A 15,047-nucleotide genomic window follows, 5' to 3' on the forward strand; every position below is an offset into this window, starting at 1 on the left:
GTATTTGTATTGGTTAATTAACCTTCGAAATTACCGCTGAACACTTGCTGCGTGTGATGTAGCTAGCTTACCTCCCATCTTCAAACAGGGTAGAATGTTGCTAGTCTTATCGCATGGAGCGCTAAATGAAACCCATGAAAAATCTTGCCCAGTATTACGTGGATCTACTCGTAAAACTGGGGATTGTCCGCTTTTCTATCTTACTCGCCCTAGCGCTTGTTGCCCTCGCTGTTGTTGTGCAAGTCGGTATCACCCTCGCACTCAAAGGCAATGTTGATGACATCGACATTGTCCGTTCAGTTTTCTTCGGTTTAGTGATCACGCCTTGGGCGGTTTATTTTCTGTCAGTGGTCGTGGACCAGTTGGAAGAATCACGTCAAAGGTTAGCGAAATTGGTCTCTAAACTTGGCGACATGCGTGAGCGAGACCAAGAACTCAACAATAAAATGCAGCTCAATATCGAGAAGCTTAATCAAGAAATTGAAGAGCGTGAAAAAGCGGAAGAAGCGCGCGCAGAAGCAATGCAAGATCTCGAAAACGAGGTGTTCCAGCGCGAGCGTACTCAGCTTGAACTCGCAGAACGTACTGCACTGTTACGCTCGTTTATCGATGCCTCGCCTGACCTTATTTACTACCGTAATGAAGATGGTGTGTTCTCTGGTTGTAACCGTGCGGTTGAAGAGCTCACTGGTAAAACAGAAAAAGAGCTAGTTGGTTTAACGCCTTGGGATGTTTACAGCAAAGAGGTCGCTCAGCAAGTTGTTGAAACCGATAAGAAAGTATTTGCTGACAACCAAGCACTGACTTATGACCAATGGCTTGAATACCCAGATGGCCGCAAGAGTTATTTCGAACTGCGTAAAGTCCCTTTCTACAGCAAAGATGGCCGCCACTTAGGTTTAGTCGGTTTCGGCCGCGATATCACTGAGCGCAAAGAGCACCAAGAGTATCTAGAAAAAGCCAGCCGCGATAAGACCACCTTTATCTCAACCATTAGCCACGAGTTAAGAACGCCGCTCAATGGCATTATTGGTTTAAGTCGCATGCTGCTTGATAGCCAACTGACCACTGAGCAGCGTAAACAGATGCAGACCATCAAGGTGAGCGCGGTGACATTGGGTAATATTTTCAACGATATTATCGACATGGATAAGTTCGACCGCCGTAAGCTTGAGCTCTTCCCAACGCCTATCAACTTTGAAGATTTCGTTGTCGAGATCGAAAGTATCTCTGCATTGATGGCAGAGCAGAAAGGGTTAAGGTTCGATCTAGAAAGGTTGTCTGATCTTCCTGCTGCTGTTGAGGTGGATGGTACTCGTCTTCGACAGGTACTGTGGAACCTTGTTAGTAACGCGATGAAGTTCACCAAAGATGGTGGAGTGGTGATGACAGTCAGCGCCGACATTGATGGTGACTTTGCCAACATTACAATGGAAGTGGAAGATACTGGTATTGGTATTCCTGAAAGTGAAATCGAGAAGATTTTCGCGATGTACTATCAGGTGAAATCGGGCAAGGACAACTTGCACGCTGTCGGCACGGGTATTGGTCTTGCTGTCTCTCAACAGCTAATCAATATGATGGATGGCCACATTGAAGTCACCAGTGAAGAGGGCTTTGGCAGTACCTTTACGGTTTCGATTCGAGTTCCAGTGAATCACGATACTCAGGCTCTGATCAAAACGCCAAGAAAACAGTCGAATCTTAAGATCTTTATGGTCGAAGACATTGAACTCAATATCACAGTGGCTCGCTCTCTACTTGAAAGCCTTGGCCATGAAGTGACCGTCGTGATGACGGGTAAAGAGGCGCAAATTGCTTTCAATCCTGAAGACTATGATTTGGTGTTGTTGGATATCCAACTGCCAGATATGACGGGTTTCGATATTGCTCAATACTACCGCGAGAAATACAGCCAGCTACCGCCTTTGGTGGCGTTAACTGCGAACGTATTAAACAACAAGCAAGAGTACTTCCAGAAAGGCATGGACGAAGCGATCAGTAAACCTTTGTCGGTTCGAGCTATCCAAGATGTCATCAGTGAACTTATCGAAGATGCACCAGAGGTAATTGAGAAGGTAGCGGGCACGGATAAGGTTGAGAGCATTGATAAAGTCGACGCGAGTAAGCCTGTTCTTTCAGCAATTGATACCACTTTGCTTGATATTGATATGCTAGAGTCTTATGTTGATATTGTTGGACCTAAACCGGTTTTGGATAGCATCGCGATGTTCGAAGATATGATGCCGGAGTATATGGAAATATTGAACTCCAACATGGTCGCGAAAGATAAAGCCAGTATCGTTTCTGAAGCACATAAGATTAAAGGTGCAGCAGGTTCTATTGGCCTGAAACGCATCCAACAAGTTGCCCAGAAAGCTCAATCTCCAGATATGCCTGCGTGGTGGGAGAACATTTCAGATTGGGTTGATGAGATAAATAACGAATACCAGAATGACATTGAAGTCTTAAAGAGTTGGTTAAACCAAAGGTAGAAGAATAATGAAAAAATTAGCATTCGCCGCATGTGTAGTGGCATTAGCGGGTTGTTCTACGCCACAAGTAGAATGGCAGCAAGATAATCAAGTCGAAGTATCTGCAGCAACAGTTACCATGAAAAGCAACCTTTGGCACAACAAGATGCCAACGATTGGCGAGACTCAAGATAAGACCCTGCATGGTTCTATCTACCTAGAGTCAGACTCACAACTGCCAGCAACGCTTGCGGTTGAGAGTGTTACGGTTAAACAGGGTGCAGACACCTTGTTGATAACGGCTGACGATCTTGATTTAAGAACACACAGTGAAACTCAATGGGAAGTCGCGTTTGTATGGCAGTTAGAAATCGACAGTGATAAGCCTGTTGATGTGGCGGTGGAACTTAAAGATGGCGAAACCGTGAAGTGGCTAGTAGAGAAAGACGTTAAGGTGGATACGGTTTATTAAAACCTTATCCAATTAAGAACAATAAAAAAGGGAGAATGCGTTGGCATTCTCCCTTTTTAATAACTATTGATGACGCTTCTAATGTTCAAAGTACTTACTGGTGAGTAGTGCTAAATGGTCAGAAGCGCGAATCGAATTAGTCTTCTAGATCACCACAAAAGCGGTAGCCTTCACCGTGAATCGTTGCAATGATTTCTGGCGTACCAGAAACAGATTCAAAGTGCTTACGAATACGACGGATTGTTACGTCTACAGTACGATCGTGTGGCTTAAGCTCACGGCCTGTCATCTTCTTAAGAAGGTCAGCACGTGTTTGGATCTTACCTGGGTTCTCACAGAAGTGAAGTAGAGCACGGAACTCTGAACGAGGTAGCTTGTAGCCTTCGCCATCTGGGCTAACCAGAGAACGACTGTTGATATCTAGTACCCAACCGTTGAACTCGTACTTCTCAACGCTACGCTTCTCTTCTTGAACAGAGCTTGTGCTCATTGAACGGTTCAGAAGGTTGCGTGCACGGATAGTCAGTTCACGAGGGTTGAAAGGCTTAGTGATGTAGTCATCAGCGCCGATCTCTAGGCCAAGGATCTTATCAACTTCATTATCACGACCAGTTAAGAACATAAGCGCTACGTTTGCTTGCTCACGTAGTTCACGCGCAAGTAGTAGACCATTCTTACCTGGAAGGTTGATGTCCATAATTACAAGGTTAACTTGGTTGTCAGATAGCACTTGGTGCATCTCTTCACCGTCGCTAGCCTCAAAAACAGCATATCCCTCTGCTTCAAAAATACTCTTTAGAGTGTTACGAGTTACTTGCTCATCTTCAACGATAAGAATCTGCGGGGTTTGCATTTGGCGGTACCTAAATTTGTGACGAAACTGTGCTAATAGAATAAATTCTAGGCAAAAACATAACATACAGGTAATGTATTTTTGATGATAACTTAAAGTTTTCAAAAAAACACTTACTTCCAGCTATCTGCCTTCCTTGAAGTATTGCCCAATAACGTAGATCCAGTACGCCTTTCAATCATTCTTTTAGTGATTGGAGTGGATTCTATAATGTTAACAGCATGCTAACAACGCGAGAATGTTAATTCCATTCACTTTGTTGATTTACATCAATTGCCGTATCGCAACAAACTTTAATAGTATGGCTACAACTTAACCAGTGTTATGGTGACTATTTAGCACCAAAACAAGAATGATTATTCGTGATGCTTAGCACATCTTGCCTGCTAAAGACCGGATTATGAACCAAGGAAGCTGAAAGCTGTCTTAAGAGTCTAGTAGATAAATATGCTCAATCAACTTTTATTGAGTAATAAATTGAGCATAGAACAATGAAAACAAAGGATTAATTTTAATAACATATAAAAGCATAGAGGCTAGCCTGACATAACCGGTAACGCCTTACTCACGGAGGATATATGCACGATATAACACCCGACTTGTGTGATGAGTTTGAAAGCGAAGTCACCCTACTGAACATGCCATTGCAGAACTTCGGCCAACGTGGTGCGTTCTTTGGAAAAATTGTAACAGTTCGTTGTTATCACGATAATTCCAAGGTTCGCGAGGTTTTAGAGACCGACGGCTGTGGCAAAGTGCTTGTCGTTGACGGAAATGGCTCATGCCAGAAGGCACTGCTTGGTGATCAACTCGCTATTCTCGCAATAGAAAATGGTTGGGAAGGCGTGATTGTGAACGGTGCAGTGCGTGATGTAGGCATGATGTCGCAAATGGACCTTGGCGTTCAGGCGTTAGGTGCATCGCCATTCAAAACAGAGAAACGCGGTGTCGGCCAAGTGAATGTGACGCTCTCTATACATAATCAACTGATTCAGCCTGGTGACTATATTTATGCCGATTGGAATGGTGTATTAATTTCATCTGAGTTGTTAATTGAATCGTAACTGACTCAAATTTAATGCCGTTGATAGATTGGATCGGGGAATGGTTTGTGATGTGCTGAAAGCTTGGATCTCAATTCGCACTAATCAGTTAATAAAGAACAAGCTAAAGAGACTAAAAGCGAAACCCTAATCCCACTTCAACACCTTGCTGCCACTCTTCATAATCAAGGGTGGCATGCAAATCTAGGTTATCTGTCAGTTGCACTCGGCTGGAAACCTCTGCGGCTACCGATTTCTCATTGTCTTCGGTTTCGTCTTTATAGGTGTGCAGGGAACTGTTGAAAGAGACTCTTTCTGAAAACTGATAACTGACACCGCTCAAGAATCCACTTTCCTGTTTTAGTGCCGCATTATTGATACGTGTACCGACGAAAAGATCCACATCTGAAAACAAGCTATAAGAGTAGCCACTGTCTATCTTCCAAGTATCGAAGCTTTCACTCGACGCGTTTTGTGTGGAGATAAAGAATTTATGAGAAGAACGATCGATCTGGCTGGGTAGCAGAGGCAAGCTATTCGCTGAACAAACAACAGGCATAGCAAAAGCTAAAAGAATAAGTAATCTCTTCATTTCCCACTCCTGATGTCATTATTATTGTTCTTCGAACGTTATCGTTCAATTAAAGCACAGAACTTGTACGTTCGCTGCACAATCGATATAGCATTTTGTTATGACTATATATGCAATTGATTACTCTTGCCTGTTCGATGAGTAAATCCAGTATCTTAAGTGAAGGTTTATACAGGGTGTTTTATCCCTTAAATGACGGTTTGCTCTGAAAAACGGTACGAATGTAAAAAAAACGCAACTTTTCATTGACGTCCAGTGGTAAAAATTGATACACGTAGAGTAAAGCACAAGCAGAGAATTTGATATGCAGCACGTAAGCCACCTAGTAATGACCACAACCATTATTATTACCGACATTAACATTGTTGGGGCAGGCTGCTAAGTAACGGATTTTAAAAAAAAGGCCTGTATCCAACAAGATACAGGCCTTTTTTTGTACCATTTTTATGACTTATGGAGAAAGGGATGCGCGTTTTAAAGTTTGGAGGTTCATCATTAGCTGATGCAGATCGTTTTTTACGAGCGGCTGATATCATCGCTAATAATGCCCAGCAAGAAGAGCTAGCCGTTGTACTATCGGCTCCAGGAAAAACAACCAATAAGTTGGTCGCTGTAATTGAAGCTGCACTTAAAAATGGTGAAGCAGACGCACAGATTACAGAGATCGAATCCTCATTCGCTGCACTGTTTGCAGATATTCAAGCCGTTGTTCCTTCTATTGATGGTTCTGCGTTCCAAGAGCAGGTTGATACTTCTCTTGCTCAGCTAAAACAGTTCGTAAACGGCATTAACCTACTGGGCATGTGCCCGAACCATGTTAATGCTCGCATCATCAGTAAAGGTGAGCGAATCTCAATCCAGTTGATGAAAGCGGTACTTGAAGCGAAAGGCCAACCATCAAGCCTGATTGACCCAGTTCAATATCTATACGCGAAAGGTGATCACCTTGAAGCTATGGTCGATGTGGATGTTTCAACTCAGAACTTCCGTCAGTCGCCACTGCCTAAAGGTCACGTAAATATCATGCCGGGCTTTACAGCTGGTAACGATAAAGGTGAATTAGTGACACTTGGCCGTAACGGCTCTGATTATTCAGCTGCAGTGCTAGCAGCGTGTCTACGTGCTGATTGCTGTGAGATCTGGACAGATGTAGACGGCGTTTACAACTGTGACCCGCGTTTAGTTGATGATGCTCGTCTTCTTAAGTCATTAAGCTACCAAGAAGCGATGGAGCTTTCTTACTTTGGTGCTTCGGTTCTACACCCGAAAACTATCGCGCCTATCGCACAATTCCATATTCCTTGTCTGATCAAAAACAGCTTTAACCCACAGGGTGCAGGTACTCTTATTGGCCAAGACACTGGCGAAGATAACTTAGCAATTAAAGGTATTACGACACTAAGCGACCTAACAATGGTCAACGTATCAGGCCCAGGCATGAAGGGTATGGTAGGCATGGCGAGTCGTGTATTCGGCGCGATGTCTTCTGCTGGCGTTTCTATTGTCCTTATTACTCAATCTTCTTCTGAGTACAGCATCAGCTTCTGTATTGAATCAGCTGACAAAGTGAAAGCGAAACAAGTGTTGTCAGACGCGTTTGAACTTGAACTTAAAGATGGCCTATTAGAGCCGGTTGAGTTCATGGATGACGTTGCGATTGTAACGCTGGTGGGTGACGGTATGCGCACTTCACGTGGCGTAGCTTCTCAGTTCTTCTCTTCTTTAGCAGAAGTGAACGTCAACATTGTTGCTATCGCGCAAGGTTCATCTGAGCGCGCTATTTCAGCGGTTATCCCTGAAGACAAAATCTCTGAAGCCATCAAAGCGTGTCACGAGAACCTATTTAACTCTAAGCACTTCCTAGACGTATTCGTTGTGGGTGTCGGCGGTGTTGGTGGCGAGCTTGTTGACCAGATCCAACGTCAGCAAGGCAAACTGGCTGAAAAAGGCATCGTGATTCGCGTATGTGGTTTAGCAAACAGCAAAGGTTTGTTGCTAGACAGCGATGGTCTACCGCTAGAGCAGTGGCGTGACCGTATGTCGAGTGCGACTGAAGAGTTCAGCTTAGCTCGCTTAGCGGCTTTGGTTCAACGTAACCACATCATCAACCCTGTATTGGTTGATTGTACGTCTAGCGAAGGTATTGCGGCGCAGTACGCTGATTTCCTAGCGGCTGGTTTCCACGTGGTAACACCAAACAAGAAAGCAAACACAGCAAGCATGGCTTACTACCATCAGCTTCGTGAAGTTGCACGTAACTCACGTCGTAAGCTGATGTACGAAACAACCGTAGGTGCTGGCCTACCGGTAATCGAAAACCTACAGAACCTAATCTCTGCAGGTGATGAACTTGAGAAATTCAACGGTATTCTTTCAGGTTCACTGTCTTACATCTTCGGCAAGCTTGATGAAGGTATGACACTGAGCCAAGCCACCAACATTGCAAAAGATAACGGCTTCACAGAACCGGATCCTCGTGATGATCTATCTGGTATGGATGTGGCGCGTAAGCTGCTTATTCTTGCTCGTGAAGCAGGTATGGCGCTTGAACTTGAAGATGTTGAAGTAGACCAAGCTCTGCCACCGGGTTTTGATGATTCAGGTACGGTTGAAGAGTTCATGGCTCGCTTGCCAGAAGCGGATGCTTACTTCAAAGAGCAGTCAGCTATCGCAGCTGAAGAAGGCAAAGTACTTCGTTATGTTGGCGAAATCGCTGAAGGCAAGTGTAAGGTTCGTATCGCTGCTGTTGATGGCGACGACCCAATGTTCAAGATTAAAGATGGCGAGAACGCATTAGCATTCTACAGCCGTTACTACCAACCAATCCCTCTAGTACTGCGTGGCTACGGCGCGGGTACTGAAGTAACAGCAGCTGGCGTATTCTCTGATGTGATGCGTACTCTTGGTTGGAAATTAGGAGTTTAGGAATGAGTTCAAGTGATATGGATGTTGTCGTTTATGCTCCTGCATCAATCGGTAATGTCAGTGTAGGGTTTGACGTGCTGGGGGCCGCTGTGTCTCCAGTGGATGGCACACTGTTGGGTGACCGAGTTATGGTTAAAGCCGGTGATGAACCATTCTCACTTAAAACAGCAGGCAGCTTTGTTTCTAAGCTGCCAACTGAAGCAAAAGAAAACATCGTCTACGACTGCTGGGTGGTGTTTTCGAGAGAGCTTGATAAAAAAGGCGTTACGCTAAAGCCTTTGGAAATGACGCTAGAAAAGAACATGCCTATCGGTTCAGGTTTGGGTTCTAGTGCATGTTCAATCGTCGCGGCACTGGATGCGCTAAACCGTTTTCACGGTCAGCCACTGAATGAAACTGAACTGCTTGCTCTGATGGGCGAAATGGAAGGCAAGATTTCAGGTGGTATCCACTACGATAACGTTGCGCCATGTTACCTTGGTGGCGTGCAGCTCATGCTTGAAGAGCTAGGCATCATCAGCCAAGAAGTGCCGTGTTTTGACGACTGGTACTGGGTGATGGCTTATCCGGGTATTAAGGTTTCAACGGCTGAAGCGAGAGAGATCCTACCATCTCAATATCGTCGTCAGGATATCATTGCTCATGGTCGTCACTTAGCGGGCTTTATCCACGCTTGTCACTCTGGTCAGCCGGAGCTAGCCGCTAAGATGATCAAAGACGTGATTGCTGAACCATATCGTGAGAAACTGCTTCCAGGGTTTGCTGATGCTCGTAAATACGCGCTGTCAGCTGGGGCTCTGGCTACTGGTATTTCTGGTAGTGGTCCAACTCTATTTAGCATTTGCAAAGAACAAGATGTCGCCGAGCGTGTTGCACGCTGGTTAGAACAAAATTACGTACAAAATGAAGAAGGATTCGTTCACGTTTGTCGCCTAGATAAGCAGGGTTCGATCGTTACAGGAAGTGAGTTATGAAACTGTACAACATCAAAGAAAATGATGAACAAGTCTCTTTTGGCCAAGCCGTTCGTCAAGGCTTAGGCCGTAATCAAGGTCTATTTTTCCCATCTGAACTGCCAAAGTTTGATGATATCGATGCGCTGCTAGCAGAGGACTTTGTCCCTCGTAGCTCAAAGATTCTGTCAGCATTGATTGGTGATGAACTACCAAAAGAACAGATCGACCAAATGGTGGATGCAGCGTTCCAATTCCCTGCACCAATTAACCAAGTAAAAGATGGCGTTTACGCGCTTGAGCTTTTCCACGGTCCAACACTGGCGTTTAAAGATTTCGGTGGCCGCTTTATGGCTCAATCTTTAGCAGCTGTTTCTGATGGTGGTCAAATCACTATCTTAACGGCAACATCAGGTGATACTGGTGCGGCGGTTGCGCATGCTTTCTACGGCATGGAAGACATCAATGTTGTGATTCTTTACCCGAAAGGCAAGATCAGCCCGCTGCAAGAGAAACTGTTCTGTACGCTTGGTAAGAACATCCACACAGTGGCGATTGATGGCGACTTTGATGCGTGTCAGGCTCTAGTTAAAGACTCATTTGATGACGCCGAACTGCGTAAAGAGATTGGCTTGAACTCAGCAAACTCTATCAACATCAGCCGTTTAATGGCTCAGATCTGTTACTACTTTGAGGCGGCTTCTCAGCTGACTAAAGAGCAACGTGAAAACCTTGTTATCTCCGTACCAAGTGGTAACTTTGGTAACCTAACGGCTGGTCTATTAGCTAAAGCGCTAGGTCTACCTGTTAAGCGTTTCATCGCAGCAACCAACGAAAATGACACGGTTCCTCGTTACCTAGAAACAGGCGAGTGGACTCCAAAACCGACCGTTGCGACAACATCGAACGCGATGGATGTAAGCCAACCAAATAACTGGCCTCGTATCGAAGAGCTTTGCCAACTGAAAGGCTGGGGCTTAGATACACTAGGCAAAGGTAAAGTATCTGACGAGCAGAGCGCTGAGTCAGTTCGCGACCTAAAAGCGCAAGGTTACCTGTGTGAACCACATGGTGCGATTGCTTACCGTCTACTGGAAGAGCAACTGCAAGAGAACGAAACTGGCTTGTTCCTGTGTACAGCACACCCAGCGAAATTCAAAGAAGTGGTTGATGATATTTTAGGTTCGGATATTGAACTGCCTGGCCCGTTAGCAAAACACGCGGCGATGGAGTTGTTGTCTGAAGATCTTGATAACGATTTTGAAGCGCTAAAAGCAGTGCTTCGTCGAGTTCAACCTGCGTAATTTTTCAAAACGTAGAGTGTAGAACTTAGATCGATAAGAAAAGGTGAATGAGCAATCATTCACCTTTTTTATTGTCTGAGTGTTTTTAAAGTAAGCTTTATTTAAGGGTTTTCTTACGCTTAAATGGCTTTAAGTAAGTGTATTGCTTTAACCTGATCAAAACGGAAAGGGATAGTATGAATTTTTTGATTTTTCTTGGCTCTGTACGTGAGAGTACACCACCAAGACCTGCTCGATTAGGGATGAGAGTCAGCAAGGCGTGTGAAAAGCTGCTTGCGAATCAGCACTCAGAGCATACGGTCGAGATTATCGACCCATTGAATTATGACTTTGGCGATGTGTTTAAGCCTGAGTTTTCGTATCATCGCTCAAAAGTACCCGCGCACTTAGCAGAGTTAGCCGACAAGATTGCTAAAGCTGATGGTTATGTGATGGTTAGCCCGGAATACAATCATTCGATGAGCCCAGCGCTAGCTAATATTCTCAATCACTTTGGTAGCTCGCTATTTTCATATAAACCGAGTGCGATTGTGACCTATTCTGCCGGTCAGTGGGGTGGGGCAAGAGCATCCGTTTCAATGAGAACCTTCTTGTCAGAGCTAGGTTGCTTGCCTGTTTCTGCGATGATTCACTTGCCGAAAGCGCAAGAAGTGTTTGATGAAGAGGGCTGCGTTGTTCAAGAGTCTGAGCAAGCACAATGGGATGAATACATGAATCGAACATTCCATCAGTTGATGTGGTGGGCACAAGGTGCTGCGTTGCAAAGAGACAATGTTGATCCAACGGCTCTGGCGAAAGCCTTTACTAAAGATCCTTCTCAACGAAATGCGCCATAACCAAATTTGATTGGTGAGAGTGCTGTTTGGTTTTAAGGGAACGGGTTCTGAGTTGGAACAATAAACGATAAGAAGTTGCTAGGACAAAAACTAAAAAAGCTTGGCCATTTCTGACCAAGCTTTTTAAATCTTTAACACTCTAGTTTACTGAGATTATAGAGACTCAGTGAACGTACGTGCGATAACGTCACGTTGCTGTTCAGTTGTTAGAGAGTTGAAACGTACAGCGTAACCCGATACACGGATAGTTAGCTGTGGGTAGTTCTCTGGGTGAGCAACTGCATCTTCTAGCGTTTCACGCTTAAGAACGTTAACGTTTAGGTGTTGGCCACCTTCGATGCGTGGTGCTGCTTCGATTGCAACTTCACGGCTCTCGTACTCGCCTAGGTCTGCAGCTGAGATAACTTGGTCAGCTTCGAAACCTGCAGTAGCAACAACACAACGAGCTTCATTCTTCTCGCTATCTAGTAGCCAGATTGAGTTTAGTAGGTCATCGTTTGCTGCTTTAGTAATTTGAATACCTTGGATCATAACTATCTCCTAGTCCACTGAATGTGGTTTGATTATGGTGTTAACTTTCGATTTTTATTGAGCTGGGTAATATATACCTAATATTAGTAAGGTTAACATTGATTTAAGTCAAAAAACAACCAAAAACCATATTTTTACAAAGGTGATTATATTGAGGTAAATCAATAAAACCTTTGAAAACAAAGTAATTACAAAATATTTTAAAGTATAAAAAATATTTAACAGTCATATTTGTTGTAAGTTTACTACATTTGTTGTGTTTTTATTGAACTACAACCGATACGACCCTTTATTTATTAAGCATTCTGAAAGTGTAAAGTGATTTAATGACAAACAATAATTCATCCTCAAAACCGGAAACAAATATTAAGTTTATTGGCGCTCATGTGTCGGCTGCTGGTGGTGTTGATCAGGCGCCTATGCGTGCACGTGAAATCGGCGCCAATGCGTTTGCACTGTTTACCAAGAACCAGAGACAGTGGGCGGCAAAACCGCTAGAAGCGAAAACCATTAGTGCCTTTAAAGCCAATTGCAAAATGTTGGGCTTCGGTGCTGAGCACATTCTTCCTCATGACTCCTACCTGATTAACCTAGGAGCACCAGAAGAAGAGAAGCTAGAGAAATCACGCGCGGCTTTTATTGATGAAATGGAGCGTTGTAATCAACTTGGATTAACGCTTTTGAATTTTCACCCTGGCAGTCATTTGAAGAAAATCTCAGAAAGCGAATGTTTGGCGAAGATCGCTGAATCGATCAACCTAGCTCATCAAGCGGTACCTGACGTAATCGCAGTGATCGAGAATACGTCTGGGCAGGGCACTAACCTTGGTTGGAAGTTTGAACATCTAGCAGAGATTATCGATCAGGTAGAAGATAAGTCACGTGTTGGTGTGTGCTTAGACACCTGCCATACGTTTACTGCTGGCTATGACTTACGTACAAAAGAGGCGTGTGAGCATACTTTTGCTGAGTTCGACCGCATCGTAGGTATGCACTATCTAAGAGCAATGCACATCAATGATTCAAAAGCTGAGTTCGCGAGCCGAGTCGATCGACACCATTCTTTAGGAAAAGGCGAAATTGGCTGGGATTGTTTTGAGTATATTGCCTCTGATTCTCACTTTAATGGTATCCCTCTTATATTGGAAACCATTGATTCGACCATCTGGAAAGAGGAAATTCAACAACTTAGAATGTTTCATCGCTCAGCAACGCTAGCGAGCGAAGAAGCGTAATAATAGAGGGGAAAATTTATTTCCGTCTATTTCTAAAAATTGGCACCTTTCTTTCATAGTATTAAAGTGAATATGTAGTTCACGATGTCTTAGAGGAGGTGCCTTTATGTATTCAATCACCCAAACTTCAACTATTGCAGTCGCACGCCGTTTACCTACACCAAACCGTCACGTGCATAACCACGGCCACCATCGTACACAGCAGAAAAGTGGTTAATCGAGATAAACACAACTTGAACTGATTATTATGATTCATCAACAAGTGAACCCTACACATCATGTTTATTGATAGCTGTATGAGGTATAACTAGAGCCTTATTTAGGACAGTTAGCCGATACAGCTATTTTTTTGTCTGGCGAAAGCCGCTAGAAACCTTGATGATTGGGAAGTAAAACGATGAGCGCACCAAAGACTTGGGAATCCATTATTAATGATGAACGTGATAAAGAGTACCTTCAGAGTGTGCTCACGTTTGTTGAACAGCAACGTGATAGTGGCAAAACCGTCTACCCGCCACAAAATCAGGTGTTCAGTGCCTTTGATATGACGCCTTTCGAATCCGTGCGAGTGGTTATCTTAGGGCAAGATCCTTATCACGGTGCTAACCAAGCTCACGGCTTAGCATTCTCAGTGCTTCCTGGTGTGAAAATTCCCCCTTCTCTACGCAATATGTACAAAGAGCTTGCACAAGATATAGAGGGCTTTGAGATTCCTAGTCATGGTTATCTCGATTCTTGGGCACGGCAGGGGGTGTTGATGTTGAACACTGTCCTTACCGTAGAAGAGGCAAAAGCACACTCACATGCTAAGTGTGGCTGGGAAACCTTTACCGATGCCATTATTGCTGAGCTTAATCAGCGTTCTGAACCGATCATCTTTCTGTTGTGGGGCGCACACGCCCAGAAGAAAGGCCAAGCGATTGATGACGACAAGCATCATGTGTTGGTTGCACCTCACCCATCGCCATTATCGGCACGCCGTGGCTTCTTCGGTTGTCAGCACTTCTCTACAACCAACAAGCTGCTTTCTTCTATGGATCAACAACCTATTGACTGGCGTTTACCAACAGAAGTGTAGGTTGGTGGTTTTCTGAGCAGGGTCAAATCATAAATCAGCATATTCGTATACACTTATAAATAGTAGGTGTAATGGAGTGCAATACTATGATGATTGAAAGGATAAGACGAGAGCATGGCTATATGGCTCGTTTACTCGCGATACTCAACAGTAAGTTAGAGTTTCTGAAACAGGAGCGAGAAATAAACTATAGCCTGATCGCAGAGGTGGTTCATTACTTGATGAACCATTCAGACAAAGTGCATCACCCTAAAGAAGACGTCATTTATCGCTACTATCTTAAGCAATATGGCAGCGAGCAAGCGATTGAAGACTTGGAGTTAGAGCATCAATTGCTTTCTGATAAAACGGCGGACTTTTTAGGTTTGGTCGATATGATCCTTCAAGATGCGGTGGTCCCTCAGCAAGTCTTTATTGAGCAGCTTGAAGCGTTTGTTCAGGCCCAGCGAAAACACATGGAATATGAAGAGAAGCATGTGCTACCCATGATTGTTGAGGCGTTCACGGTGAAAGATTGGCAAGAAGTGGAGTCTCAATGGCTTCAACCGGAAGATGACCCTGTCTTTGGAGAGACCATCGCCGATCAATATCGTCAACTCGCGGCTCGGGTTCGACAAAATGAACAAGAGTGCGTTTAGCCTGTTTTAATGTTGAAACGCCCCTATTTTTAGGTGTCCTCTATACTAGAGGGTTGGTTTCTAAATGGCGCTTTGAGCGGATTAACTACCTCAAACAATAAAAAAGGCACCTA

At 44.2% G+C, this 15,047-nt stretch carries 13 protein-coding genes, 1 pseudogene and 1 other annotated feature; of the genes and pseudogenes, 10 read left to right on the top strand and 4 right to left on the bottom strand.

Annotated elements, in window-relative coordinates; translation table 11 throughout:
- Positions 1-125: 125 nt before the first annotated feature.
- Both arcB and HRQ85_RS20250 read left to right on the top strand, forming a co-directional pair.
- The gene (gene arcB / locus HRQ85_RS20245; protein ID WP_172380466.1) at positions 126-2,495 is read left to right on the top strand and encodes an aerobic respiration two-component sensor histidine kinase ArcB; all 2,370 of its coding nucleotides are present in this window, start codon (positions 126-128) and stop codon (positions 2,493-2,495) included.
- 7 nt (positions 2,496-2,502) lie between these two features.
- Complete coding sequence (locus HRQ85_RS20250) at positions 2,503-2,946, top strand: hypothetical protein (RefSeq protein ID WP_172380467.1); 444 nt, start codon at positions 2,503-2,505, stop codon at positions 2,944-2,946.
- Positions 2,947-3,082: 136 nt separating this feature from the next.
- Here the strand turns inward: HRQ85_RS20250 and arcA are convergent, their stop codons facing one another.
- The gene (arcA, locus tag HRQ85_RS20255) at positions 3,083-3,799 is read right to left on the bottom strand and encodes a two-component system response regulator ArcA (protein WP_004741534.1); all 717 of its coding nucleotides are present in this window, start codon (positions 3,797-3,799) and stop codon (positions 3,083-3,085) included.
- Positions 3,800-4,228: 429 nt separating this feature from the next.
- Positions 4,229-4,330: pseudogene (locus HRQ85_RS26260) on the bottom strand (ribonuclease activity regulator protein RraA); the annotation flags it as partial.
- A gap of 47 nt (positions 4,331-4,377) precedes the next feature.
- Between HRQ85_RS26260 and HRQ85_RS20260 the strand changes: the two are divergent.
- The gene (locus tag HRQ85_RS20260) at positions 4,378-4,863 is read left to right on the top strand and encodes a putative 4-hydroxy-4-methyl-2-oxoglutarate aldolase (protein ID WP_017059310.1); all 486 of its coding nucleotides are present in this window, start codon (positions 4,378-4,380) and stop codon (positions 4,861-4,863) included.
- Positions 4,864-4,975: 112 nt separating this feature from the next.
- Here HRQ85_RS20260 and HRQ85_RS20265 read toward each other — a convergent pair whose 3' ends face one another.
- Positions 4,976-5,434: a ribonuclease regulator gene (locus HRQ85_RS20265; protein ID WP_172380468.1), complete on the bottom strand. Its 459-nt coding sequence runs from the start codon at positions 5,432-5,434 to the stop codon at positions 4,976-4,978.
- A gap of 317 nt (positions 5,435-5,751) precedes the next feature.
- Positions 5,752-5,870: a sequence feature (Thr leader region), on the top strand.
- 29 nt (positions 5,871-5,899) lie between these two features.
- Here HRQ85_RS20265 and thrA point away from each other — a divergent pair.
- From thrA to HRQ85_RS20285, 4 genes are all read left to right on the top strand, one after another.
- The gene (gene thrA, locus HRQ85_RS20270) at positions 5,900-8,359 is read left to right on the top strand and encodes a bifunctional aspartate kinase/homoserine dehydrogenase I (protein ID WP_172380469.1); all 2,460 of its coding nucleotides are present in this window, start codon (positions 5,900-5,902) and stop codon (positions 8,357-8,359) included.
- A gap of 17 nt (positions 8,360-8,376) precedes the next feature.
- Positions 8,377-9,333, top strand: a complete 957-nt coding sequence (gene thrB / locus HRQ85_RS20275) for a homoserine kinase (protein WP_032545653.1) — start codon at positions 8,377-8,379, stop codon at positions 9,331-9,333.
- Positions 9,330-10,616, top strand: coding sequence for a threonine synthase (thrC, locus tag HRQ85_RS20280; protein ID WP_172380470.1), 1,287 nt, complete (start codon positions 9,330-9,332; stop codon positions 10,614-10,616). The genes thrB and thrC overlap by 4 nt, the downstream gene beginning before the upstream one ends.
- Before the next feature lie 176 nt (positions 10,617-10,792).
- Positions 10,793-11,452: an NADPH-dependent FMN reductase gene (locus tag HRQ85_RS20285; protein ID WP_172380471.1), complete on the top strand. Its 660-nt coding sequence runs from the start codon at positions 10,793-10,795 to the stop codon at positions 11,450-11,452.
- Between the two features lie 153 nt (positions 11,453-11,605).
- On the opposite strand, the gene grcA is transcribed toward HRQ85_RS20285, so the two are convergent.
- On the bottom strand, positions 11,606-11,983 hold the full coding sequence (gene grcA, locus HRQ85_RS20290) for an autonomous glycyl radical cofactor GrcA (RefSeq protein WP_017059315.1): 378 nt from the start codon (positions 11,981-11,983) through the stop codon (positions 11,606-11,608).
- 326 nt (positions 11,984-12,309) lie between these two features.
- Here grcA and nfo point away from each other — a divergent pair, with 326 nt between their 5' ends.
- From nfo to HRQ85_RS20305, 3 genes are all read left to right on the top strand, one after another.
- A complete protein-coding gene (gene nfo / locus HRQ85_RS20295) occupies positions 12,310-13,218 on the top strand; it encodes a deoxyribonuclease IV (RefSeq protein ID WP_172380472.1) in 909 nt (302 codons plus the stop codon).
- Positions 13,219-13,615: 397 nt separating this feature from the next.
- Positions 13,616-14,296: a uracil-DNA glycosylase gene (ung, locus tag HRQ85_RS20300; RefSeq protein WP_172380473.1), complete on the top strand. Its 681-nt coding sequence runs from the start codon at positions 13,616-13,618 to the stop codon at positions 14,294-14,296.
- Between the two features lie 86 nt (positions 14,297-14,382).
- Complete coding sequence (locus HRQ85_RS20305) at positions 14,383-14,934, top strand: hemerythrin domain-containing protein (protein ID WP_172380474.1); 552 nt, start codon at positions 14,383-14,385, stop codon at positions 14,932-14,934.
- The last annotated feature ends 113 nt before the right edge of the window (positions 14,935-15,047 follow it).

Origin of the sequence: Vibrio sp. Vb339 (assembly GCF_902751245.1) — a bacterium.
Taxonomy (GTDB): domain Bacteria; phylum Pseudomonadota; class Gammaproteobacteria; order Enterobacterales; family Vibrionaceae; genus Vibrio; species Vibrio coralliirubri.